At 35.3% G+C, this 25140-nt stretch carries 21 protein-coding genes; 4 read left to right on the forward strand and 17 right to left on the reverse strand.

Annotated elements, in window-relative coordinates:
• Nucleotides 1–51 precede the first annotated feature (51 nt).
• Together NTX65_01825 and NTX65_01830 are read left to right on the forward strand one after the other, a co-directional pair.
• Nucleotides 52–522 carry a nucleoside deaminase gene (locus tag NTX65_01825; protein ID MCX6168048.1) on the forward strand — a complete coding sequence of 157 codons (471 nt, stop codon included), beginning with the start codon at nt 52–54 and terminating at the stop codon, nt 520–522.
• An 85-nt stretch (nt 523–607) separates the two neighbouring features.
• Nucleotides 608–1255 carry an adenylate kinase gene (locus NTX65_01830; GenBank protein ID MCX6168049.1) on the forward strand — a complete coding sequence of 216 codons (648 nt, stop codon included), beginning with the start codon at nt 608–610 and terminating at the stop codon, nt 1253–1255.
• On the opposite strand, the gene ftsE is transcribed toward NTX65_01830, so the two are convergent.
• From ftsE to NTX65_01880, 10 genes are all read right to left on the reverse strand, one after another.
• Nucleotides 1252–1932 carry a cell division ATP-binding protein FtsE gene (gene ftsE / locus NTX65_01835; GenBank protein MCX6168050.1) on the reverse strand — a complete coding sequence of 227 codons (681 nt, stop codon included), beginning with the start codon at nt 1930–1932 and terminating at the stop codon, nt 1252–1254. The two genes, NTX65_01830 and ftsE, sit on opposite strands and share 4 nt — an antisense overlap.
• Nucleotides 1926–2708, reverse strand: a complete 783-nt coding sequence (locus NTX65_01840; GenBank protein ID MCX6168051.1) for a methyltransferase domain-containing protein — start codon at nt 2706–2708, stop codon at nt 1926–1928. The genes ftsE and NTX65_01840 overlap by 7 nt, the downstream gene beginning before the upstream one ends.
• A complete protein-coding gene (pdxA, locus tag NTX65_01845; GenBank protein MCX6168052.1) occupies nt 2656–3639 on the reverse strand; it encodes a 4-hydroxythreonine-4-phosphate dehydrogenase PdxA in 984 nt (327 codons plus the stop codon). Before pdxA ends, NTX65_01840 begins: the two co-directional genes overlap by 53 nt.
• Before the next feature lie 21 nt (nt 3640–3660).
• A complete protein-coding gene (rho, locus tag NTX65_01850) occupies nt 3661–4908 on the reverse strand; it encodes a transcription termination factor Rho (GenBank protein MCX6168053.1) in 1248 nt (415 codons plus the stop codon).
• Between the two features lie 155 nt (nt 4909–5063).
• A complete protein-coding gene (locus NTX65_01855) occupies nt 5064–6326 on the reverse strand; it encodes a bifunctional folylpolyglutamate synthase/dihydrofolate synthase (protein ID MCX6168054.1) in 1263 nt (420 codons plus the stop codon).
• A 2-nt stretch (nt 6327–6328) separates the two neighbouring features.
• Nucleotides 6329–7252 (reverse strand): dihydroorotate dehydrogenase, encoded by a 924-nt coding sequence (locus NTX65_01860; protein ID MCX6168055.1) that lies wholly within the window; start codon nt 7250–7252, stop codon nt 6329–6331.
• Nucleotides 7249–8007, reverse strand: a complete 759-nt coding sequence (locus NTX65_01865) for a dihydroorotate dehydrogenase electron transfer subunit (protein MCX6168056.1) — start codon at nt 8005–8007, stop codon at nt 7249–7251. The genes NTX65_01860 and NTX65_01865 overlap by 4 nt, the downstream gene beginning before the upstream one ends.
• Nucleotides 8008–8061: 54 nt before the next feature.
• Nucleotides 8062–8694 carry a ribose 5-phosphate isomerase B gene (gene rpiB / locus NTX65_01870; protein ID MCX6168057.1) on the reverse strand — a complete coding sequence of 211 codons (633 nt, stop codon included), beginning with the start codon at nt 8692–8694 and terminating at the stop codon, nt 8062–8064.
• A gap of 23 nt (nt 8695–8717) precedes the next feature.
• The gene (locus NTX65_01875; GenBank protein ID MCX6168058.1) at nt 8718–9785 is read right to left on the reverse strand and encodes a mannose-1-phosphate guanylyltransferase; all 1068 of its coding nucleotides are present in this window, start codon (nt 9783–9785) and stop codon (nt 8718–8720) included.
• On the reverse strand, nt 9786–10562 hold the full coding sequence (locus NTX65_01880) for a hypothetical protein (GenBank protein MCX6168059.1): 777 nt from the start codon (nt 10560–10562) through the stop codon (nt 9786–9788).
• Nucleotides 10563–10785: 223 nt separating this feature from the next.
• Here NTX65_01880 and NTX65_01885 point away from each other — a divergent pair, with 223 nt between their 5' ends.
• Both NTX65_01885 and NTX65_01890 read left to right on the forward strand, forming a co-directional pair.
• On the forward strand, nt 10786–11886 hold the full coding sequence (locus tag NTX65_01885; protein MCX6168060.1) for a VWA domain-containing protein: 1101 nt from the start codon (nt 10786–10788) through the stop codon (nt 11884–11886).
• A gap of 12 nt (nt 11887–11898) precedes the next feature.
• A complete protein-coding gene (locus NTX65_01890) occupies nt 11899–13404 on the forward strand; it encodes a sigma 54-interacting transcriptional regulator (GenBank protein ID MCX6168061.1) in 1506 nt (501 codons plus the stop codon).
• Nucleotides 13405–13510: 106 nt separating this feature from the next.
• Here NTX65_01890 and NTX65_01895 read toward each other — a convergent pair whose 3' ends face one another.
• The 7 genes from NTX65_01895 to NTX65_01925 all read right to left on the reverse strand — a co-directional run bounded on the left by NTX65_01895 (nt 13511) and on the right by NTX65_01925 (nt 24853).
• On the reverse strand, nt 13511–15082 hold the full coding sequence (locus NTX65_01895; GenBank protein MCX6168062.1) for an MFS transporter: 1572 nt from the start codon (nt 15080–15082) through the stop codon (nt 13511–13513).
• Nucleotides 15083–15103: 21 nt separating this feature from the next.
• Nucleotides 15104–16120, reverse strand: a complete 1017-nt coding sequence (murB, locus tag NTX65_01900; GenBank protein MCX6168063.1) for a UDP-N-acetylmuramate dehydrogenase — start codon at nt 16118–16120, stop codon at nt 15104–15106.
• 17 nt (nt 16121–16137) lie between these two features.
• On the reverse strand, nt 16138–18552 hold the full coding sequence (locus NTX65_01905; protein MCX6168064.1) for a DNA internalization-related competence protein ComEC/Rec2: 2415 nt from the start codon (nt 18550–18552) through the stop codon (nt 16138–16140).
• Nucleotides 18549–19451, reverse strand: a complete 903-nt coding sequence (locus tag NTX65_01910; GenBank protein ID MCX6168065.1) for a metalloenzyme — start codon at nt 19449–19451, stop codon at nt 18549–18551. Before NTX65_01910 ends, NTX65_01905 begins: the two co-directional genes overlap by 4 nt.
• A 1-nt stretch (nt 19452) precedes the next feature.
• Nucleotides 19453–19944, reverse strand: a complete 492-nt coding sequence (dtd, locus tag NTX65_01915) for a D-aminoacyl-tRNA deacylase (protein MCX6168066.1) — start codon at nt 19942–19944, stop codon at nt 19453–19455.
• Complete coding sequence (prmC, locus tag NTX65_01920; protein ID MCX6168067.1) at nt 19941–20792, reverse strand: peptide chain release factor N(5)-glutamine methyltransferase; 852 nt, start codon at nt 20790–20792, stop codon at nt 19941–19943. Before prmC ends, dtd begins: the two co-directional genes overlap by 4 nt.
• A 98-nt stretch (nt 20793–20890) precedes the next feature.
• A complete protein-coding gene (locus tag NTX65_01925; GenBank protein MCX6168068.1) occupies nt 20891–24853 on the reverse strand; it encodes a PAS domain S-box protein in 3963 nt (1320 codons plus the stop codon).
• Between the last annotated feature and the right edge of the window lie 287 nt (nt 24854–25140).

Here is a 25140-nt window from a genome sequence, read left to right on the forward strand (position 1 = left end):
GCAACCTCATAAAATTATCAATTTTCAATTAGCAATTCTCAATTAATACTTATGATTTTTCCCGAGTATGTCTACAAAAATATGTTCGCCGCACTTCAGGAAGCTGAAAAAGCATTTGAACTCAACGAAGTTCCAATCGGCGCAGTAGTAGTTCATCAAAATAAAATTATTGGACGCGGTTTCAATCAGACCGAAATGTTAAACGATGCTACAGCCCACGCTGAGATGATTGCATTAACAGCCGCATCAAACTATCTCGGTTCAAAACTGCTGGATGAATGCGACTTATACGTAACTGTTGAACCGTGTGTAATGTGCAGCGGCGCTCTCCTTCTCACAAGAATAAATAATCTATACTTTGGAACTTTAGAGCCGAAATTCGGGGCATGCGGCTCGCTTTTCAATATTATTGAGAGTGGAAAATACAATCACAAACCGAATGTTTTTTCTGGTGTCTATTCCGATGAATCAAAATATCTGCTTGAGAAATTTTTTAAGCAAAAAAGAATTTCACCTAATTGAAAACTTCATTAGCATCTTTTGTCAATTCTCTTTAATTTTCTTTTGAAAATAATTCACAATCATTCCCTCATAAAATTCAAATACTATGCAAATCATTATTTTTGGTTCACCAGGCGTTGGTAAAGGAACACAAGCAAAAATTTTAGCTTCAAAATTGAGTATCCCCCACATTTCTACAGGTGATATACTTCGCGAAGCAATTAAAAAAGAGACTGAGCTTGGTAAAAAGGCTAGAGAAATTGTGGAAAAAGGGGAACTCGTTCCAGATGAAATTATGGCGGGAATTATTAAAGATGCATTGAAAGATGCCAGTTGCAAGAATGGTTTTATCTTAGATGGTTTTCCAAGGACAATTGATCAAGCAAAACTTTTAGAGAGCATTTTTCAAGATCTTAAATTTGAAGAACCATATCTTATTAAGTTAGACGCGGATGATGATGTTATTATCGCTCGCTTATCGAATAGATTAGTATGTTCTAAATGCGGCAATATAATTCAGAAAAATGAATACAAAAACGATTTCGTTTGCCCTGTCTGCAAATCAGCCAACAGTTATTTTAAAAGAAAAGATGATGATGAAGAAGTTATTAAAAGAAGATTAAAAGTTTACCATGAAACTACATCGCAAGTATTCAGCCATTACACAAATAAAGCAAGAGTAATAGAGATAGACGGAACACAGAGAATTGAAATTGTAACAGAGGGAATTTTATCACAGATCAGAAAGAGTTAGTCGCTTTCTCCCTTCTTTTTAATTAATACTTTGACGGCTTTTCCGCCTTCTAATTTTATAATTTTTGATTCAAATTTTCTGACCAATTCATAATTGTGAGTCGCAAAGATCACCGATGTTCCCCTTGCATTAATTTTTTTTAGAATTGCCAATATTTCTTCCGATGTCTGCGGATCAAGATTTCCAGTAGGTTCATCAGCAAGAATTAAGAATGGATCATTAATCATTGCTCTTGCTATTGCGATGCGCTGTTTTTCTCCTCCCGATAACTGGTGCGGCATATTTTTTTGTTTATGAGCCAATCCGACTTCAGTTAACGCATTCATTACTTTTTTCTTAATTACTTTTCGCGGGTTACCGGTTACTTGAAGAACAAAAGCTAAATTATCATAAACATTTCGATCTGATAAAAGTTGAAAATCTTGAAAGATCATTCCAACTTTTCGGCGAAGATAAGGTAAATCATTTTCTTTAATTGTTTCAGATGAATATTCTCCGACCTCAACGTATCCGGATTCGGGAAAGATGTCCATAAAAATCATTCGGAGTAAAGTTGTTTTTCCAACCCCGCTTTTACCGATCATGAATACAAAATCGCCTTGGTCAACTTGCAGATTAAGATCTGTAAATACCGGCTGATTTTTGTAATTGAAATCAACGTTATGGAAAGTCAGCATAAATTCTTCTTCTTTAATATAAATTGCGCCCGTTCTGTTTCTGCGTCTGCGTTTTTAAAAGTAAATGCTTTTAAACATTTATGAACATAAAAATCTGATCTGTCAATAAAATCGAAATATTCTTCGAAACGGTAGATTTTCTGTTTGTGAATTTCTTCAACCTTTTGACCATTGGCAAGTGTCAATTCAAAATGGTTATAATGAATTCTAGTTGCCGGATTATATAAACTTCTTTGCCGGAAAGTAATTCCGTCTACTTTCCCTCTTCGGTTTAAATATTTTTCGAATTTTTTACTATTGTTTTCGAGACTAACATCGAAAGCAAGAGTACCATCATCTGCAAGACAAACACTCGCATTTTCCAGATAGTGCAAAAATTTATCTTTCGTATTTAGATAGTTAACGCTGTCAAATGTTGAAAATATAAAATCAAATTTATTTTTAAAAGGAAGAGATGTCATATCACAACATACTTTTGTACAAGTATTATCCCCATCTTTCTTAAGCATGTTTAATGATATATCTGAAGAAACGATATTCATTTTTTTTTGTAGCAATTTCGCAATTGCACAGGTTCCGCCCGCAAGTTCCAATGCATTAATATTTTTCTTTTTTATTTCTTTACTTATCTGGTATACATAGTCTGCCCATTGCTTATAATCAATTGATCTCATCATATGCGGGTAGATTTCAGATATGGCGGAATAAGTCTTTACGGGCACTTTATAATTTTCTCCGGTTAGAAATAATCCTTTCAGACCATTTGCCTGCTTCAATCATACTGCTTGGATCAGCAATACCCTTGCCTGCAATATCGTATGCTGTACCGTGATCTGGGGACGTGCGGATAATTGGAAGACCGGCTGTGAAGTTCACTCCATTATTAAAGTTCATCATTTTGAAAGGAATCAAGACCTGATCGTGATACATTCCCAGAACAGCATCGTAAACTTTGTATAATTGATTTGCGAAGAATGCATCCGGCACAAATGGTCCTTCTATTAAATTATTTTTGAAAGATTTTATAGCCGGTTTAATTATATCAATTTCTTCTCTTCCTATCTTTCCATTTTCACCGGAGTGAGGATTTAAACCAAGAACAGCAATTTTTGGATTCTGAATTCCAAGATCATATATCATCGTTTGGAGCAGCGTTTTTAATGTGGATTTTACAAGTTGGGCACTTAACAGTTTGCTTACTTTTCTTATCGGTTCGTGAATTGTCGCTAGTCCGCAAATAAATTGATCGGAGAGGAACGTCATTAAATATTTTTTCGAATGTGATAAATCTGCAAATAGTTCTGTTTGGCCTGGATATTTAATCTTGGCTAATTTGAATGAAGTTTTTGATACCGGCGCAGTTATAATTGCATCCGCACTTTTCGAGTTGACTAAATCAAAAGCACTTTTCAATGCAATAAGAGCTGCATCACCGGAATTCTTTGTGGGTCCGCCAATATTCTGTTTGAATCTACCAATATCAACTATTGTTACTAATTCCGATTCATTTTTACGTTGACTGTAGTCTTTCACAATTTGGTAATTAAATGAGACGGGCGAGATAGATAATGCATTTTCAAAGACGTTTGCCGGGCAAAATAAAATAATTTTTCGTTCAGTAGGATTATGAAAATGATTAATTGCTTTGATACATATTTCCGGACCAATACCGTTTATATCGCCACAAGTGAACGCAAGAGTTTTCATTTGAGCAGGAGATTCATAACGTTAACTGTTCATACTCATCATAAATTCCTTGTTATTCTTTGTCCCCTTCATTTTATCGAGTAAAAATTCCATCGCTTCTGCGGAATCAAAATCTGCAATTATTTTTCTTAAGATCCAGACTTTATTTAATTCATCTTCTTTAAATAGAAGTTCTTCTTTTCTTGTAGATGATTTATTAACATCAATTGCTGGGAATATTCTCTTATCGGATAAACTTCTATCCAGAACCAATTCCATGTTGCCTGTACCTTTGAACTCTTCAAAAATAACTTCATCCATTCTGCTGCCGGTATCAACAAGAGCTGTTGCAATAATTGTTAAACTTCCGCCGTCTTCTGTATTTCTTGCAGCGCCGAAAAATCTTTTTGGTTTGTGAAGTGCGTTCGCATCAACACCGCCGGAAAGAATTCTTCCGCTATGCGGTATTACTGTATTATGTGCACGTGCAAGGCGTGTAATTGAATCCAATAAAATGACAACATCATCACCTGCTTCAACCATTCGTTTTGCTTTTTCAATAACCATATTTGCAACCTGAACGTGACGGTCTGCGGGTTCATCAAAAGTCGAGCTGATCACTTCAGCTTGGACAGAACGCTGCATATCCGTTACTTCTTCCGGACGCTCATCAATCAATAACATTATTATTTTAACTTCCGGATGATTACGTGAAATCGAATTAGCCATCTTTTGTAATATAATTGTCTTACCGGCTTTAGGAGGCGATACAATTAATCCTCTCTGCCCTTTACCAATCGGTGAAAGCATATCAATAATACGCATCGAATATTCACCGGGTGCAGATTCTAATTTTAGTCTTTTAGTTGGATATAACGGAGTCAAATTATCGAACAATGTTCGCTCTCGGATCGCTTCCGGATCTTTCCCGTTCACGGCTTCAACTCGAAGCAACGCAAAAAAACGCTCGCCTTCTTTTGGCGGTCTAACCTGTCCGCTTACAAAATCTCCGGTTCGTAAACTGAATCTCTTGATCTGCGATGGAGAAACGTAAATATCATCTGGTGATGGTAAATAATTATAATCTGCAGAACGCAGGAAACCGTAACCATCGGCTAAAACTTCTAGTACACCTTTAGAGAATGTTAAACCGTCCTTTTGTGATTGTGCTTCTAGAATTTTAAAGATGAGTTCTTGTTTGCGGAGATCGCTATAACCGGCTATAGAAAAATCTTTAGCAATCTTGTAGAGATCTACAATCTTCTTCGATTGCAGTTCTGAAATATCCATTGGCATGAGTAAACCCTATTACTTGTGAGAAATTTTCGTGATATTGAATTATGGTAAACAATCTTGCGGATTTTTATGATAATTATTAAAAGTGAATTATTATTATTGAAGACTGTTGAGGCACGGCTGAAAATTAGTCTCCCTTTAGCACTTTGTCAAGCATTTTTATTAATCTTTTTAGATTTTATTTCGCCCAGCAAATACATACTCCCAAGTACAACCAGGCAAGGTTTTCCCACTTCTTTCTGAAATTGTTCCATAAACGAGCCTGAATTGACTAAAGGACTCACTTTGATTTCGGCTGCATTGGCAATCGTTTGCAGCTCTTCGATCGTGGCAGACCGCTCAACATCCACCTTTGTAACATAAATCCTAGTGAAGTACGGATTTAGAGCAAGAAGCATCTCTTTTATCGACTTATCTCTCATTGCCCCAAAAATTAAGATACGTTCATCGTACGTCTGAAATTCTTTAGAAAATTCATTTATAAATGAATTTATGCCCTCCGGATTGTGGGCTGAATCGAAAATTATTTTGGGTTGTTCGTTAACAATCTCATACCTGCCTTGAATTCCGGTGTTTGCCTCAACATATTTTATTCCCCTTGAAAATGTTTGACCATCTTTGATTCCACAACATTCGTTTGAAGTTTTAATTGCTAAAGCGGCATTATAAAACTGATGTTCGCCTATTAACGGTGTTGTATACAAAGAAAATGAATTTTCTTTCAACTTTACAATAAGACGATCGGACTCATGTCGGGTGTAATCTTTTATGGGTATAAAGGTACTACAACATTGTACTGCTTTTTCTCTAATAATTTTTTCTGCAACTTGAGGCATTCTACCAGTGAAGACTGAAGAATCGTTTTTGATAATTCCAGCTTTTTCGAATGCAATTTTTTCCAATGTATTGCCAAGATGCTCAGTGTGTTCTAAACTGATAGAAGTAATAACAGATGCAATGGGATTAATCACATTTGTTGCATCCAATCTTCCTCCAAGTCCGGTTTCTATCACTGCGTAATCAACTTTCTGATCATCAAAATATTTGAACGCTAGAGCTGTCGTAATTTCAAAAAAAGTTGGGTTTTGTTTTTCTATATAATCTTCCAAACCGGTTACAAATTTTGCAACATACTCGTCATCTATCATAATTCCATTTATTCGTATTCGTTCATTGTATTTTACAAAATGAGGAGAAGTATAGATACCAACTTTGTACCCAGCTTCCATTAAAATGCTGGTGATGAACGAAGCAGTACTTCCCTTTCCGTTTGAACCGGCGATGTGAATTGTTTTAATATTATTATGTGGATTACCAATTTGTTCAAGTAAGTTGAGAATGTTATCAAGACCGAGTTTGATTCCGAATTGGTGGAGTGAAAAGAGTTTATTAATTGCAGATTGAATATCCATACTTAGATCTGATATGAACCTGTTAAATCAGAAATGTTTTTTATTTTGTTTTGTAAGCAAAAGGAAATTAATCCGTTAAGAATTTCAACTCCGGCATTCGGATTAATAAAATTAACGGTACCAATTTGAAATGCCGACGCACCGACAATCATCATTTCTACTGCATCTTTCCAATTCATAATACCACCAATACCAATAATCGGTATATCAGAATTTCTTTTTATCTCCAGAACTTTTGCAAGTGCCACCGGTTTGATAGCAGGACCGGACAAACCACCGGTTACATTTTTAATTCTTGGTTTACGGGAGTAAATATCAAATGAAGTTCCAACAAGAGTATTAATTGCAGATACGGCATTACCGCCATTTTCCTTGACCACTTTTGCAAAATCGGAAATTCGCGAAACATTTGGCGAGAGTTTAATGATTATCGGTTTCTTGGAAATATTCCGAACTTTATCTGTAATTCTGCCGACGGCATTTAGATCATTGCCGAATTCAAGACCGCCTTCTTTAACATTCGGGCAAGAAACATTTATTTCAAATGCTTTAATTGTTATTTCATCGTTAAGAATATGAACACATTCAACATATTCTTCAATCGAACTTGCCGCAATATTGCAAATCAAAGTTGTGTCTAAATTTTTCAGAAATGGTATTTTGTCTTTAATAAACGCTTCAACGCCGACATTGGCTAAACCAATTGCATTTAACATTCCTGAAGGAGTTTCTACAATTCTTTGAGGCGGGTTTCCTTTGCGCGGTTTTAACGATAAGGATTTGGTAACTATTCCGCCTAATTTGTTCAAGTCTGTAAATTCTGCAATTTCATTTCCGTAACCGACAGTACCTGATGCAAGTAGAACAGGATTCTTTAGTTTCAAACCGCCAATATTTATTGAGAGATCAACTTTTTCCATATTCATAACTTAACATCTTTAGCATTAAATACAGGACCGTCTTTGCACACAAGCAGATATGATTCAGAGTTTGCGGAATCAACCGGGCATCCCTGGCAGATTCCAAAACCGCAAGCCATTGCGCACTCAACCGACATTTGGCAATCATAATTATTTTCAATCGTATATTTCTGAAGCGCTTTTAACATAGCGTTTGGACCGCAGGCAAATATTCTAAATTTTTTCTCGTGTATATTTTCAACTTCTTCTTTCAATAAATCAATTACGGTGCCTTTGAATCCTTCAGAGCCATCATCGGTAGCGATTGCAATATTTTTCAAACCATGAGTAACAATTTGTTTTTTGGATCTTCCTCCTACGAGGCAAATAATATTTTTCTCATCGGAAATATTTCTGATCAAGAATGGGAAAGGTGCTGCTCCAAGTCCGCCGGCTACAATTACTGCTGTTTCATAATCGTCATCAAAGACAAAACCTTTACCAAGCGGACCGAGTAACTCAATTGTATCTCCGTTTTTCTTCAATGATAATATTTTTGTTCCCTCTCCGTGAAGATCGAATAAGAAGAAAACATAATCAGCCTCAACATTACAAATACTGAACGGTCGCCTTAGAAGCGGGAAATCACTTTCAGAAACTTTGATATTACAGAACTGACCTGGTTTTGCAATGTATGCAATTGCCGGTGAGAATACTTTCATCAGGTATGTTTCTTCACTTAATCTTTCTACAGATTCTACGAATGCTTTTTCAATATACAATGGTAATACTCAAATTGTGGGATGAAATAAATGATCAGTTATAAAAATACTTCACTACTTTTTCGAATACTTCACTTCAATTGCTTTAATTTTATCCAGGCGTTTCTGATGACGGTCACCGAGAAATTTTGAAGAGAGCCAAACATCAGCAATCGATTTAATTGTTTCTTCACCCAACGCACGTGCGCCAACAACTAATATATTGGCATCATTGTGCTCGCGGGAGCTTTTTGCCGAAAATTCATTGTAGCATGTTGCCGCTCTAATTCCTGGAATTTTATTAGCAGTAATCGCAGATGGAATTCCGGTGGCATCTAATATAATTCCGAATTTAACTTCGCCGATTGCTACCCGGTTAGCCACATTGAATGCAATATCCGGATAATCAACAGAATCTTCGGTAAAAGTGCCGACATCGAACAGTTCAAAATCTTTTTTCTTTAAATAATCATACAAGATTTTTTTCATCTTAACACCGGTATGATCTGATCCGATTGCTATTTTTATCTGCGAATTTGAAACAGAACATGGAAGACACGAAGCGCTCTGAACAATTTTCAAACCGGAATGATAAATTCTATCTTTAGCCAACGGAGTTAAAACTGCTCCCGGCTCAACTACAATTTCTTTATCGCCGTTCTTAAGAACTTTTTTAACATCATCTTCTGTAATTAATTTTTTGACCATGAACAAAAACTCTTTAGCATAATTTAGACAAGTTCATTTCGTTTATTCATTTTAAGGTGTTCTACTACAGAACGAACATCTTGCGCATTATTTCTATGACAAACAAGCAATGATTCGTTAGTGTTGATTACGATCAAATCTTCCACACCAATTATTGCCGCAAATTTTCTTGGGGAGAATAGATACGAGTTGTAAGTCTTCTCGGTATATACATCGCCGGCTATTGCATTTCCGTCTTCATTCTTATCCGAAATTTCATAAACTGCTTCCCAATTTCCAACATCATTCCAATAAAAATCGGCTTTAGTAAGAAAAACTTTATCTGATTTTTCCATTACTCCATAATCAATTGAAATACTTTTTAACTGCCCGTAAATACGAACTACTTCCCTTTCATAATCGGAAGTACCGACAGATTCTTCTATTTTTTCCAGTCCATCAAACAGATCTGGTAAATATTTTTGCATCTCTCCAAGAATAGTATCTACGCGCCAAATGAATATACCGGAATTCCATAAAAAATCTCCCGCTTGAAGAAAGCGTTGTGCCGTCTCAATATTCGGTTTCTCCGCGAACGTTAGAACTTTATGAATATTTTGATCAACTTCAGTTTCATCAAATTGAATATAGCCATAACCGGTTTCGGGACGGTTTGGTTTTATACCGATTGTGACTAATCCTTTAGATTTATCCGCAAATTCCGAAGCGGTTAATAAACATTTTCTAAACTCATCATCGTCTTTAATTAAATGATCTGCCGGAAGAGTAATCATCACTGCATTTTCATTCTTGCTTTTAATAACTACGGAAGCTAACCCGATACAAGCTGCTGTATTCTTACCGAACGGTTCGTCAAGAATATTTTGTTCAGGAATTTGTGGAAGTTGTTCCTTAACTCTCATTTTCTGAATTTTATTTGTAACGATATAGATATGATCGTTTGCAATTAATCCTTCCAACCGTTTAACTGTATCCTGAATCATCGTATTCTCGCCGAAAATTCTGATCAGCTGTTTCGGTTTTTTTTCTTTGCTTCTTGGCCAGAACCTTGAACCAACTCCGCCGGCCATTATAACTGCATATAACTCCATTTATCTTTCCTTTTGATTTGAGATAATAGTTCTGCCAAAACTTTCCGCTCTATTCAGATATCCGGTTATATCTACTTCTTTACCCCGAACAACAGCAACAATTACTATTAAACAAGCTCTCAAAGATTCCACTACGTTTGGGCTTGCTGCAATTTTCTTTTTATTGATCAGTTCTAAACCACGTGCAAATATAGAATGCATATTCGAAAGAATTTCGAATCCGATCTTTTTAGAATACTCTGCATTCTCGTTCATTATTCTAATATGATTATTGATTTCATTTTCCGTAAACTCATATTTCATAACACGATTAAGAAATGAATCGAGTTCTTTTACCGGGCGCAATACTTTTTCTTCATAATTCTCAAAATTAAGGTCGCTCCCCTTATTAAGTTCTTCAAATATAATTGCTTCGCGTAATTCATCTGCGCGCGAACGTCTCGGTAATTCAATTTGAGGAGTAACATTAATTGTCGGAGCTGGATTATCAACATTTGCTTTTAAATCGCGTTTTGATAAATCTACATTGAGAAAATTTTCATCCATTTTCAAAAAAACAGTTCTAGCCGCTTGTGGTGTCAATACATCAAGAACTCCATTCATTTCGCTCACAAGTCCATAATAATGCTCTTTAAATTTGTCCGAGAATTTCATGAAATCAATTTTGCCAGCATCAATAAAGCTAAGAATTTCGCTGAGCTTGATTCCAAGTTTAGAGAGTTCGGTTATCTTCTTAAATTTTTTGATCTCTTCGGATAGATTCTCGGTCGAGTTCATCCGTTCGCGTATAAGAGCAACAGTTTCAATTTTCTCTGAACTTAATCTGAGATTATTGGCTGCGGCGATAATGCATTGAATTATATATTGCTTTGCGAGATCCACTCTACCAAGAGAATATTTTACAAATGAAATTTAATGAATTTTAGCGACTTATTGCATTACCAATCTTACTAAACCACTGAACTTTCCGGAATGATTAACGGTTTAAAAGATAAAAAAGATGATCGGATTTAAGTTTACCGAGTTTATTCCACACCCGGAAGGAGGAGATCCTTTCGAACAATTGTTGAATATTTTTCTTCAACTATTAAATATCACTTCCGGCGATGTAGCAGAATCTTTGAGCATACTTAATGATTTGGACCGGAAATTTAATATTACAAACGAAGAATATGGCATTGGTGATTTTATAGAAGATTTGAAAGAGAAAGGATATATCAAAGAGGAAGAAAACCGGGATGGCGAATTTATCATTACACCAAAATCCGAACAGGAAATCCGCAGAAGATCGCTCGAAGAAATTTTTAACAAACTCAAGAAATCCGGCAAAGGAAAGCATCAAACCCCATTTACCGGAGAGGGAGATGAAAAAACATCAGACCGCCGGGATTATCAGTTCGGTGATCAATTGGATCAAATTGATGTTACAGCATCAATTAAAAATGCACAGATAAAACATGGTATTAATGAATTCAAATTGAACGAAGATGATCTGGAAGTTGAGGAACGGGAATTCAAATCTTCTGCCTCGACTGTTCTCATGATCGATATTTCTCATTCCATGATTTTGTATGGAGAAGATAGAATCACACCTGCTAAAAAAGTTGCCATGGCAATGTCTGAACTGATTACAACTCAATTTCCTAAAGATACACTTGATATAATTGTATTTGGTAACGATGCCTGGCCAATTGAAATTAAAGATCTACCTTATCTAAAAGTAGGACCTTACCATACTAACACCGTAGCAGGACTTCAACTTGCAATGGACATACTTCGAAGGAAAAAGAATAAGAACAAACAAATTTTCATGATTACAGATGGTAAACCTACTTGCTTGAAAATCGGAGCTAAATATTACAAGAACAGTTTCGGTCTCGACAGAAAAATTTTGAACAAAACTTTAGATCAGGCGGCACATTGCAGAAAAATCGGAATAACAATTACAACATTTATGATCGCACGCGACCCATATCTGCAGCAGTTCGTTCGTGAGTTTACAAAAGTTAATCAAGGGAAAGCATATTATAGCAGTTTATCCGGCCTCGGAGAATTTGTATTCGAAGATTTTGTTCGGAACAGAAGAAAAAATGTTAAATAGAAAAGGGATTAAATGATAAATAATTTTGAGAAAATAAAAACCCTCGGTGCACTAAAGAAGAGTGGTTATTTAGCTCTTCAAGTAAAAGAAGAAATGAGAAGGAATCTAATTGATTCATTGAAGAACAATTTAAATCCTTTCGACAATATCATCGGGTATGAAGAAACTGTCATCCCGGATATTCAAACTGCGATTCTCTCGCGGCATAATATTATTCTTTTAGGATTACGAGGACAGGCTAAAACAAAGATTGCTAGAATGATGATAAATTTACTTGATGAATTCATTCCGGGCATTGAAGGATCGGAATTAAATGACGATCCGTTCAATCCGCTATCAAGGTTTGGAAAAGATAAGATTGCCGAGCTCGGTGATGACACACCTATAGAATGGATTCACAGAAATGATCGTTATACCGAAAAATTAGCAACGCCGGATGTGACAATCGCAGATCTGATTGGTGATGTGGACCCTATTAAAGCTGCATCATTAAAACTTCATTACTCGGATGACCGTGTAATTCATTTTGGATTAATTCCCCGCTCTAACAGAGGTATTTTTGTCATTAATGAACTTCCCGATTTACAGGCGAGAATACAGGTTGCTCTATTCAATATTCTTCAGGAGAAAGATGTTCAGATTCGCGGTTTCAAAGTGCGTCTTCCGCTTGATGTCCAATTCGTGTTCACTGCAAATCCCGAGGACTATACAAATAGAGGATCGATAGTTACGCCACTAAAAGATAGGATTGATTCTCAGATACTTACGCATTATCCAAAAACAATTCCGATATCAAGAAAAATCACTGCTCAGGAAGCCAGAATAACATCAGGACAAAAAGAAAATATTGATGTACCCGAGCTTATGAAAGATCTAATTGAGCAGATTGCCTTTGAAGCGAGAGAGAGTGAATTCGTAGATTCTAAAAGCGGTGTATCAGCCCGTTTGACAATATCAGCAATGGAAAACATTATTAGTTATGCGGAACGCCGTCTTCTTCTGAACAAAGATCTGAAGACAGTTATCCGAATTTCTGATTTAGTCGGAATTATTCCGTCAATTACTGGAAAAATAGAACTCGTTTATGAAGGTGAACAAGAAGGTCCGGTAAAAGTAGCGCATATATTAATCGGCAAAGCTATAAAGAATCAATTCGTGAATTATTTTCCAAGTCCGGATAAAATTAAAAAGAAAAACGAAATGAGTCCATTTAATGAAATAACCGCCTGGTTTGCCCGGGGAAATTCTGTTTCTTTATTGAACAAATTCCCCAATGATGAATATCGCAGAATTCTATTTTCTGTACCCGGTCTTGCAAAGTTAGTTGATAATCTTGATCTGGATTTAGATGAAAAAAATAAATTATTGCTAATGGAGTTTGCTCTTCATGGACTTTCAGAATTCTCAATGTTAAGCAAACATAATATTGAGAACGGACTTCAATTCAAAGATATGTTAAGCAGTATGTTCATAATAAAAGGAAATGAAGATGAGACTGAGGAAGAAGATTATGTGTGAGATAAGTTTTTAGTCAAAGTGATTCGGGTCCAAAATAAAAAGATGGACTTCAAATTCTTAAAAGAAAAGCGAATTGAAATCCATCTTCAGTTACAAATAATTATTTTTATTCAGCGTGTTTAGTTTTAAATCCTTTCATCATCCATTTACGCCCAATGATCAAGAATACCGGCGACAAAATTGCAATAAAACCGTAGATGAGCCACATAAATTCCGTATTCATTGGTACAGAAGGTGTTTGCTCTGGAGAAGGACAATAATGCATTAAGAACCAACCGGAATAAAGACTTGTAACAACTTTTGTGAGGAACCATGGAAATTGTCCGATGCCCATATAAATACCCGTCATGTTCCTCGGTGCAATTTCAGCAACCCATTGTAAAAATCTAGGCTGCCACATCGCTTCACCGATGGTCATAATAATTATGTAAGCGATTAACGTATTTAAGTTCGGTCCTAACGCAAGAATAAAAGTTGGAGAAGCCATTACAAAAGTCCCAATGATCATCATTGTGTAAGCATTCTTTTTCGATGTAAGTGCCGCGATCATTGGAGTTAGAATAAAAATCAAAATCGGATTAAGATTTACAAAGAATTCAAAATTGTCTTTCACAAATCCCGCGAATGCCCTACTTGTATATTGCGGTATCGTAAGCCAATTGTGAGCGAATAAAGTTTGTACAGGTATCAAAGCAAAGATGAAGAACAGAAACCGTTTATCTTTTAACGGAAAATTTTTTAGATAGAATTTTAATTTCTCTTTTGCTGTCATTTTAGCAAGTTCATCTTCATCTTCTTTCTGATCAATATTCTTTTCTTTAGCTGCTATTTCTGTAGCTTTGGCAATTGCTTTTTTCGTCATAATAAAATAAACGACAGCAATTCCGGCAACTGTAAGCCCTACATATACCCAAAAGACACCAAGAATACTTGAAGCTCTTCTGATCGGAGGAGAAATTAGTCCAGGCAAAAATCCGCCAAGGTTCATCAATGCATAGAGCATTGCATAACCCATTGCCGCGGTATTTTCATTTGTAAATTTTTTAACTGCTGCGTAAGCAGCCGGCTGGTACATTCCGTAACCGATAACAACACCAAGCATGCCTAACATAGAGTAGATGTGAGCAGAGCCAAATAAACCTGTAGAGCCTAGATGAGGCGCGGTAGATAATAGAATTCTTCCCAAAAACATGAATGAGAGTGCATACAATAGAGCTTTGCGTACTCCGACAATATCAACTGTGGCTCCGAGAAATAGCATACTTAATGTAATTCCACCAGTTAGAATACCTACCATATTTCCGGCGCGGATGTCGTCTAGTTTGATATAATCGTTGAAGTAAATTGCAAGAAGTCCAACAACACCAAAGTAAGTTAAACCTTCCAGTATGTATGAAATATTTAAACCGAGTAATGCACGGGAAGTATGCGTAAGGTCTATAAAGGGTTGAGTTACTTCCCAAATGATATTAGTAAAAGTATTTTTTTCATCTCGTTCAACTTCCGCTCTTCCATAAATAAAAAGAACAATTATTACAGCAATAGGTGGAACAATGGCTGCTAATAAAAACATTGCTATAGCATTAAATCCCTTTTTAATTGCTAATCGTGTAGCACCGAGCAGAATAACAAAGTAAGTAATCAAAGCAAGACCGATTACTGAAACAAGTAGATCCATAATTCACCTTGAGAGTTTTGATTAATAAATATTTACTTCTGGATTTAGATTTATACCGAATTTATTTTGTACCGCTTTCTGAATACTTTCCGAAAATTTTTTGATCTCTTCCCCTGTAGCTCCGCCGAAATTTATTATCACCAATGCTTGTTTTTTGTATGTGCCGACCTTACCAATATTTTTGCCTCTAAATCCGCATTTCTCAATTAACCAACCGGCTGATATTTTGTATTTATCTTCTTCCACTTTAAAATGGACAAGGTCAATAAATTTTTCTTGAAGTTCATGGATTTTCTTCAGATCAACTTCGGGATTTTTGAAGAAGCTTCCGGCGTTACCGTATTTCTGTGGGTTAGGTAGTTTATCTCGTCTTATCCTTTTAACCAGCTCACTCATTTCTCTTAGAGTTAATTTATTTTGCTCACCCGGTTTAAGATACGATTGAAACGCCCGGTAGTTTAGATTGAAATTCTGTTCTTTCTTCAACCGTAAGACAACTTTTGTAATCAGAAAGCTGTTCTTATATTTTTTTTTGAAGATACTATCGCGGTAATCAAATTGGCATTCTTGTTTACTGAAAGATTTTTTTTCTCCGGAATCAATCATTATCCCGTCTAATGATACAAAAACATCCTTCAATTCAGCACCGTATGCGCCTATATTTTGGATTGGCGCAGCTCCAACTGTTCCCGGTATTAATGATAAGTTCTCAACTCCGTAAAAACCCTTTTCTACACAGTATGTTACAAAATCATTCCACTTTTCACCGGCTGCCGATTCTACTAGAACCTCTTTATCGTTTTCCTCAACTACTCTATTCCCTTTTGTAGAAATTTTTGCAATAAGTCCGTCGTAATCATTTGTGAAGAGAATGTTGCTTCCCCCACCGAGAAATAATTTTCTCTCATTTTTGAATTCATGATTTGTTAGTAATTCTTGCAGATCATCTTCAGTTTTGATTTCTACAAAATACCGGGCGTTAGCATCCACACCGAATGAATTATATCTTTTAAGCGAAACGTTTTCTTCTATTAGCATTCTTTCTCTGTCATGGATTAATAATTAAAACCGGCTTTCATCTGCTTCCAATTAATTGGGGTAATCGATCTGCCATCGGATTGGAATAATAATGCACCGTTTTTATCTGTGCGATAAATCCGGATATCATTTGCAGTCAACTTTTCCAATACTACTTTACTTGGGTGCCGGAATTTGTTAGCTATTCCCGCACTTATAATCGCAATTTCCGGCTTCACATTTTTTATAAATTCATCACTTGAACTTGATTTGCTTCCATGGTGACCAATCTTCAAAACATTCGACCGCAGAAAAGATTTATAAGTATTAAGATAATTAGCTTCAGCTGTTACGCTTGCATCGCCTGTGAGAAGAAATGAAGTACGACCGGCAACTAATTTGAACATTCCGCTTCTATCATTAGAATTTTGAGATTCAAAATAATTGTTTATTGTGTCATTCAAAACATAAATACGCGAATTCCCAATCGAAATAATCTTTTTGGAATAATAATACGGCTTATAGTTCTGAGTGCGCAATAATTTTTCGAACTCTAAATCACTTGCTGATGAAGAATCAATTTTAGGTTTGTAGATCATTTTTATTCGGTGTTCCTTTACAATTGCTTCCATTCCCCTATAATGGTCAGAATCAACGTGCGAGATAAACGCATAATCAAGTGTATCAATTTCAAGTTTATCAAGAAGCGGAAGAATTACCCGGCTTCCGTTGTCAAAATATTCGGTTCTGTCGCCGGCATCGATCAACGCTGTTTTCATATTAGGGAATTTTATTAGAAATGCATCTCCTTGCCCAACATCTATTGCCATAACCGATAGAGTATTCTTCGGCATCAAATCATAATTATCAAAACGCATTAGCAATACCATGAGTGTTATTGAAGCAAAAACCGCAATTATTTTTGCGGATGAAGTGACAAATTTTTTGAGTATGTAAAAGATTTGGGTTAGGATTAAGTAAAAGATTACAGCATCATAAACCGAAAATTGATTTATGGTTATATATGAATATTCTTTCTTTCCTAATAATTGGACAAACCAATAAGTAAAATATGTCATCAGTTCGTTTGCAGAAGCAAATACTGAACCGATCCAATGCGATACTGAACCAATTACAATGGATAATATACCAAGAGCAACAATTGCACCCGAAACCGGAATGACAACGAAATTTGCTAAAAGCGCCGAAACCGAAAGCCTATGAAAATATGTAAGAGTGAACGGAAGAGTTCCAAGCTGTGCCGCAATTGATGTCATACAAAATATAACAATCCAATTAAGTGCTTTTGGTTTGATATGAAGATTATCAATAAACTTTTTAAGCGGCGGATAAATAATAATGAGCGATAAGATTGCCGAAAATGATAACTGAAAACTTGGATTAAATAATTCATTAGGACTTATCAGCAAAATAATCAGAGCGGAAAATGAGAGTGAATTTAAGCTGTTGTAATCTCTTCCGGTTAACGGAGCCGCAAGCAATACTAACGCCATTAATGTTGATCTGAACACAGGCGCATCTGCACCGGTTATAATTAGATAGAACAGTAATCCAACAAATGTTAGCAAATAGCGCGTGTAAATATTGAAGCGATTGAAGAGTACCAAAAAGATCAGAACTATATATCCGACATGCAAACCGGAGACCGAAAGAACATGTACAACACCTGCATTTATAAAATAATCATTAACCTGATAATCAATTAAACTTCTGTCGGCAAGAATTAATCCTCGCAATAGAGCGCTGGTAGTTTTGTTATGAAGAATGCTGATTTGTTCATCTACCGTTTTCCTAATTTGAAAAATTAAATTCTTCACAACAGACATTTCTTTAGAAATGGACTTTACACTATCGGTATTATAAACATTTACAATTGCGACAATTCCTTTGCTGTTGAGATATTTTTCATAGTCAAACTCACCTGGATTTCTCTCGCTCCTCGGCTGCTGCACAGTTCCTTTAATACTTATCTTGTTCCCAACGGAGAACCCATTAAATAATTTTTCTGTTTTTTTGTTGTCATCATAAATGGAGCAGAGGAGATTATATTTTTCAACATAAATCTTTTCTTTTATTTTAACAGAGCTACTGATTAGATATAGATTAATCCTACCATCTCGTTTTAATTCCAATCGATTAATGGTTCCATCAATTTTTGCATTTGAATATTTTGGCTCCGGGAATGGATAACGAACTTCAGTTTGATTGAATAAGCCGAGATAGACCGTGCCGAATAACAGAATTGAAGAATAAAGCAAAATGCTCTTGACGAATTCCAGTTTTTCTTTCTTGATAATGAGCAGACTAATTGTGAAGCCGAGCAGAAGAGTAAAAAGAATTATTATTATAGAAATGGGTAAGTGCAAAATTGATTGAGCTATAATTCCAACTATAAAGATTATTACAAACCTTATGAGCGGATAATTATTCAATCATACATCTCCATAATTGCCGGTTTTATATCATACAATTTCTTAATCTTTTTGGAAAGGAATTCTGCATTTTTCCCAGCTGAAATTCCGATTGCTGGATTAAGTGTATGCATTTTTATTGAGAGATCCTCAAAATTTCCGTGGTCAGAACAGACAACTAAAGTCATCTCTTTTGTCAGATTAGTAATCAAGTGATAAAGAAAACGGTCCAGTACACCGGTTGTGTATTCCAACCACTCAATATTTCTGCCGTGTCCTAAGTGATCGGTATGAAAGATTTCAAAAAGAGTAAAATGATTTTTTGAACCGATTCGTAAAAGTCTGTTTGCTGCAGTTTCCGCCTTGATGATCGGTAACTTATAATTCATCCTTTCAACCAATCGCCGGTTATCTATTTCTGCACTGAGTGCATTACCTTTATGAAGATCGGATATTTTATTCAACTTCATACCGTTCAATATACAACTTAATGTTGTTACGCTTAATCGTCTTCTGCCGGAATTAACATAATCGAAAAATACTTTGGGATATGCATTGGCAAATGCAACTTTCTTTTTTCTTTTCATGAATTCCAGAAAAATATTTTTTTCTTTTATAATCGGCACCAATGTAGAATACGGATATGGACCAAAGTGCTTCCCTATAATTTTCGATGCATTCACTCCACAAAATATCGCTGTTTGACCTGTTCCGCTTAATGGTATTTCGGGAATACCCATAAGAGGATCTACCGGAAAGAAAAAAGCATTTTCGCCTTTTAACTTCTGATTGCCCAGATGTGGTATTGTACCAAATATTTCGGAGAATGTTTTGAATCCGTATTTGAAAAAAGGATTATTCTGATAATCTTCTTTCCCGATTCCGACTCCGTCTATGAATACCATTATCGTTGAATGCAACCTACTCCCTCTTTTCACTTTTTGATTCAACAATGATAGTGACCGGACCGTCATTAAATATTTTCACAAGCATCATCGCACCGAATATTCCGTGTTTAACTTTTTCATCGCCAAGATTACTTTTCATCCGCTGAATAAATTTATTATACATTTCTTCAGCAATTTCCGGACGAGCGGCTTCTATAAAAGAAGGACGGTTTCCTTTTCTAGCATCGCCATATAATGTAAATTGAGATATCACAAGAACTTCTCCATCAACATCTTTCAAAGAGAGATTCATTTTCTCATTTTCATCTTCTCCCGAATTAAAGGGATCCCTTCGGGAAAATATTCTAAGATTAGAACATTTATCAGCCACGAATGAAAGATCCTCATAAGTATCCCCTTCTTTGACGCCGAGAAGAATTACCATTCCTTTTTTTATTTCAGAGAAATATTCCGGATTATTAATCGTTACGAAAGCTTCAGAAACTCGTTGGACCAACGCAATCATTTCAACTCTCCCGATATTACCCGTTCAATTTGCTGATAATCTTTTATGATCTCAATATTACAGAAATCATTTCCAGAAAGGATTTTCTCAACATCTTCAAACTGATCTTTTCCAATTTCAAAAAATATTTTACCCCCAATTTTCAGAAATGATTTAGATTTCTCGGTAATCATTCTATAAAAATCGAGACCGTCATTAGAATCAGTCAATGCGATAGTTGGTTCATAATCTTTGATCTCCTTTTGCAGCGTAGGATATTCTTCCGCACTTATGTACGGTGGATTCGATATGACAAGATCGAATAAACCAGCCTCTCTTGGTAAGTGAGCAACGTCTGAATGAATAAATTTAATCCGAGATTCGGCATTGTTCAGAATAGCATTTTCTTTTGCAACTTCGAGTGCTTTAGCAGAAACGTCAACCGCAGTAATCTCTACATCCTCTAAATTTCTTGCCAGTGCAACCGGAATGTTTCCGCTTCCCGTACCAATATCTAAAATATGCAAACCGGTTTTATCTTTACAAAACTTTATAATTTCTTCAACAAGGATCTCAGTTTCGGCGCGCGGGATTAGAACGTCCCGAGTTACTTTAAATTCCAGACCATAAAATTCAACTTTGCCGATAATATACTGGAGCGGTTCATATTTTCCTCTTCTGCCAATCCATTCGCGGTATTTATCAATCTCATTTTCTTTCAACGGTTGATCGAACTTTAAGTATAAATCTAAACGCTTGCATTTTAGTATTTCAGCAAGTAAAAGATCGGCATTCAATCGTGCCGATTCAATTCCTTTCTTATCAAGATATTCGGAAGATAATTTCAAGGACTCCAGAACAGTGAGCATTAAACTCCGGTATTTATTTTAAAATGAGATAAGTAACAGCGGAAAGATAAAAAACTATTCAGTTGTTTACAGGTTTCTTTCTATAATTCGATAAGAAGTTAAGATAAAACGATTGGTAATGTAAAGCTTATTTTTGTTCCGATTCCGGGTTCACTTTCGACATGAATTGTACCGTTATTTTTTTCGACAAATTCCTTACATAAAATTAAACCTAATCCTGTTCCGGTTTCGTTTTTTGTCCCCTGCGTGGAAATTGATTGATCAATTCTAAAAAGTTTCTTTAAATTTTCAGCAGGAATCCCAATACCGTTATCAATCACCATTATTTCGATTAAGTCATTTTCAATTTTTGATTCTATTACAATGGTACCGTCTTCCCGCGTAAATTTGATTGCATTAGTAATAATATTTCTTATTACGGTATCCAGCATATTTCTATCGGCAATTACGTAAATACCACGCTCAATTTTATTTATAAGAGTAATATTTTTTAAAAAAGCACTATTTCTCAACAGTACAAAACTGCCAACTATTACTTCATATAGTTCAATTTTTTCGGATTTATAATCAATTTTTCCCATTTGATGTCTTGACCAGACCAGCAAATTTTCTAACAATGAATAAGCTTTTGTTGATGTATTTAGAATTCCGTGTAGAAAATTATTTCTTTCATCATCAGTGAGAGTTTCCTCTTCACTAAGCAATAGTTTAAGAGCGCTGTTGATAGATTGAAACGGATTTTTGAGATCATGTGAAATTATACTAAAGAATTTATCTTTGGTTTGGTTAAGCTGGAGAAGTTCATCTGAGATTTTTTGAATTTCGTCGGAACTTCTTTTTCGTTCAATAACTTGTGCAACTTGTTCTGCTATATAAGTTAAAAGCTGCATTGCAGTTTCGTCATAAGCATTTTCATTTTCGTAATCTTGGCAAACAATTACACCAATAGTTTTTCCATTTACTTTGAGCGGAACTCCAAGCCAGATTGCTTGAGGTTCTCCAATCAGTTCCACTTCTCCCATTTTTCTGAGCTGCAAATCCAAATTTGAATCAACCAGCATTCCCCTTCCGTTTCTTAAAACATATTCGGTTAGTCCTTTCCCGGTTTTTTTAGTCGGCTGCGGCGGATCAAATTCATCAACAAAATAAGGAAAAGAAATCAAGTCTGATTTTTCGTCATAAATTGCAATGTAAAAGTTCTTTGCAGTAATTAGCGTCGAAATAACCTCATGAATTCTTTTGTAAAGAGCGTCCATGTCAGTTGCAATAAATGTTGCTTCGGAAATTTCATAAAGTGCTTTTTGTACCAATTCAACTTTTTTACGTGTGGTAATGTCGCGGAAATTCCACACTCTACCTATAATTTCGTCTCCCATTCTCTGAGGTATTGAAAGCCGTTCATAAAAGCGTCCATCTTTGAATTCTAAGACGTCATAACTCTGCAATTCCGGGTTTGCATATAATTCTTTTACTTTTTTTATAAATGCTTCTGGATCTTTAAGTTGCTCTAGAACGAAATTTAACATCTGACTATCTTCACCGGAGTCAATAAGTGAAGCCGGAATATTCATGAGATCTGCAAACTTTTGATTAGCTTTTGAAATTTTACCATCTCTGCCAATTACAAGAATTCCATCTGCCGTCGATTCAATTGTAGTATCTAAGAGCGAGTGATTGTAAATACTATCTTCATAAATTCGTTTACGCTCGCTAATATCCCGGTTTATTGAAAGGACTGCTGTCTTTCCTTTGTAATCAATAATAGAAGAATTTATAAGCAGATGAATTACAGTTCCATCTTTTCTGAATTGCTCGGTTTCAAATTCGTCATATGTTCCTTGCTTAAGTAACTGCTGCAATTGTTTTTCTCCAACTTCAACATCTTTCGAAATGGATTTAAGACTCATTCCGATGAATTCTGATCTTGAGAATCCATAAGTCGCTAATGCCCGATGATTAGCTTCCAAGATAATTTCATTTTCCGGCTCGAATATTATGATTGCGTCATTGGCATTTTCAAAAAGGGTTTTATATTGTAACTCTGATTCTTGTAAGGATTCTTCCGCGTTTTTATGTTCTGTTATGTCTGTAAAAGATGCAATTATTTTTTGACTTCCGGTTGTAAGTGAGATAGACATTAGGCCATGTTTTATTTCACCATTCTTATTATAAAACTTGAATTCATATCTATTGGGAGCATCGTTTGGATTAAGAAGTCTTCTTCTGTTATATTCTTTTAAGCGTTCCAGATCATCAGGCGGTATTTGTTGAGTCCAGTTTATGCCGCATACTTCCTCTTTAGTATAACCGCTTAGTTGACAGTAAGCATCATTCACCATTGAAATTGTAGTATCTGGATTTATAATAGCAATAGCAGCAGAATTGTTTTCGAAAATAGCACGAAATCGTTCTTCACTTTGTTTTAATTCTTCCTCTGCCCGCTTCCGCATCGTGATATCATGTGCAACTCCTTGAAGTCCGATCACTTTATTATTTTTAACTACTGGATGTTCATATACCTCAAGCAAAATTTCTCCGCCATTGGCGTGCCGGATTTCTACAAATGTGGCACCATATTCATCCTTACCCGAAAGATGTATTTGGGTTTTAGCTTTGGCTAAATTGTTAAGTTCTGAATCAATTGCAAACCAATGTTTTTGACCGATCCAATCTTCAACACTATAACCTGTAATATTCTTTATAGAAGGAGAAATATATGTGACATTACCTGAAGTATCTTGAGTATAAAAGAAAAAATAAGGAGTACCCTCAACAAGAATACGCATCTTCTCTTCACTTTCTCGAAGTTTAATCTCTGTATTCTTGCGTTCAGTAATATTTCTTACTGTACTAAAAACACTTATTAGTTCTCCATCAATGATCAGAGGTCTAGCGGTATGAGAAAGCCAATTCACTTCACCATCCTGTCCAATAAATCTGTATTCAAAATCATTTATTTCTTTACCTGTCAATGCATCCAGCATTTTTTTAAATACTATTTCGCTGTCTTCCGGATGTATATAACTCGGAAATGTTTGACCCTTAATTTTTTCCGGGTCATGACCAATTACTGATATTGCTTGGCGACTGAGAAACGTAATAAATCCATCCTTATCCTGAACCATTGTCATATCAGGGCTGGTTTCAACCATTAAACGGAAGAGTTCTTCTCTTTCTTGTAAAGAATTGTCAGCATATTTCCGTTCAGTGACATCTCTATGAATTCCCAAAAAACCGATAATCTCACCAGAATCATCCAAGATTGGATTATTCGAACCATCAATTGTAATTAAACGCCCATCTTTTGTTTTATTTTGGATCTCTCCTCTAACTGAATTTTTAGATAATAATGTGGACCAAAATTGTTCATAGGTAAACTGGGATAATAAATTTGATTTCATTATACGGGGTGTTTTACCAATTATTTCTTCTCTGTTGTAGCCATAAATTTTTTCGAATGCTTTATTGATAAATTCAATTCTACCATTTTTATCTGTAATAAATATTGCGTCTTCGGAATGATTTATACCCATCTGAAATTTTTGAAGGCGATCTTTTAATTGTTCCAGGCTAAAAGATTGATGCAATTCGGAATTGCTAAGATTATCTTCCAATTTTGTTGCATTTGAACTTGCTCTGGGTGAAGCATAAGAATTTTCTTTTGACTTCAATTCCTTGTTAACATTATGTAGTTTCAATGCCATTTTAATTAATGCAAGAAGTGCAAATTCCTTTGAATCTTTTATAATATATCCATAGGAGGCAATTTGCTCCGTCTTTTCTATAATTTCAATTTCAGTATGAGAAGAAAGAAATATTATTGGTATATCGTGTTTATGTAAGATCTCTTTTGCAGCTTGGATTCCGTCAATTCCGCTCCCCAGATTTATATCCATGAGAATTAAGTCGATTGGATCTTTATATTTATAGACAATCGCAATGGCTTGTTCGCCGTTAAAAACATTAATTACATCGTAACCAGCTTTTTTGAGCCAGCGAGTCTCAGTCATCGCTAAAAGCTCTTCATCCTCAACCAAAAGTATTGTTTTTTTATTTTTCACTAATCCTGCCAAAGTATAGAAACGCCATTATATTGTCGTAGTGAAATTAATTTAATTTAGTGTCATGTGATGTGATTTCAAGTAAAACTCGTTGAGTAATTATCGCAAACGGATTAAAATTGTTTAGTGGATTTCGAACTGAATAAATCGACTCAATTTCTTCTAAAATCCACAGTTATCAGTGACACACAGAATGGTCTTTCCTCTTCCTTAACAACTCAATATAGCTATTACAAATTAGTAATAATGTGATTTGTAAATAAGGGAAATTGATTTTTATTCTATAT

It is taken from the genome of Ignavibacteriales bacterium (assembly GCA_026390795.1).
In the GTDB taxonomy this organism is placed as follows: domain Bacteria; phylum Bacteroidota; class Ignavibacteria; order Ignavibacteriales; family Melioribacteraceae; genus Fen-1258.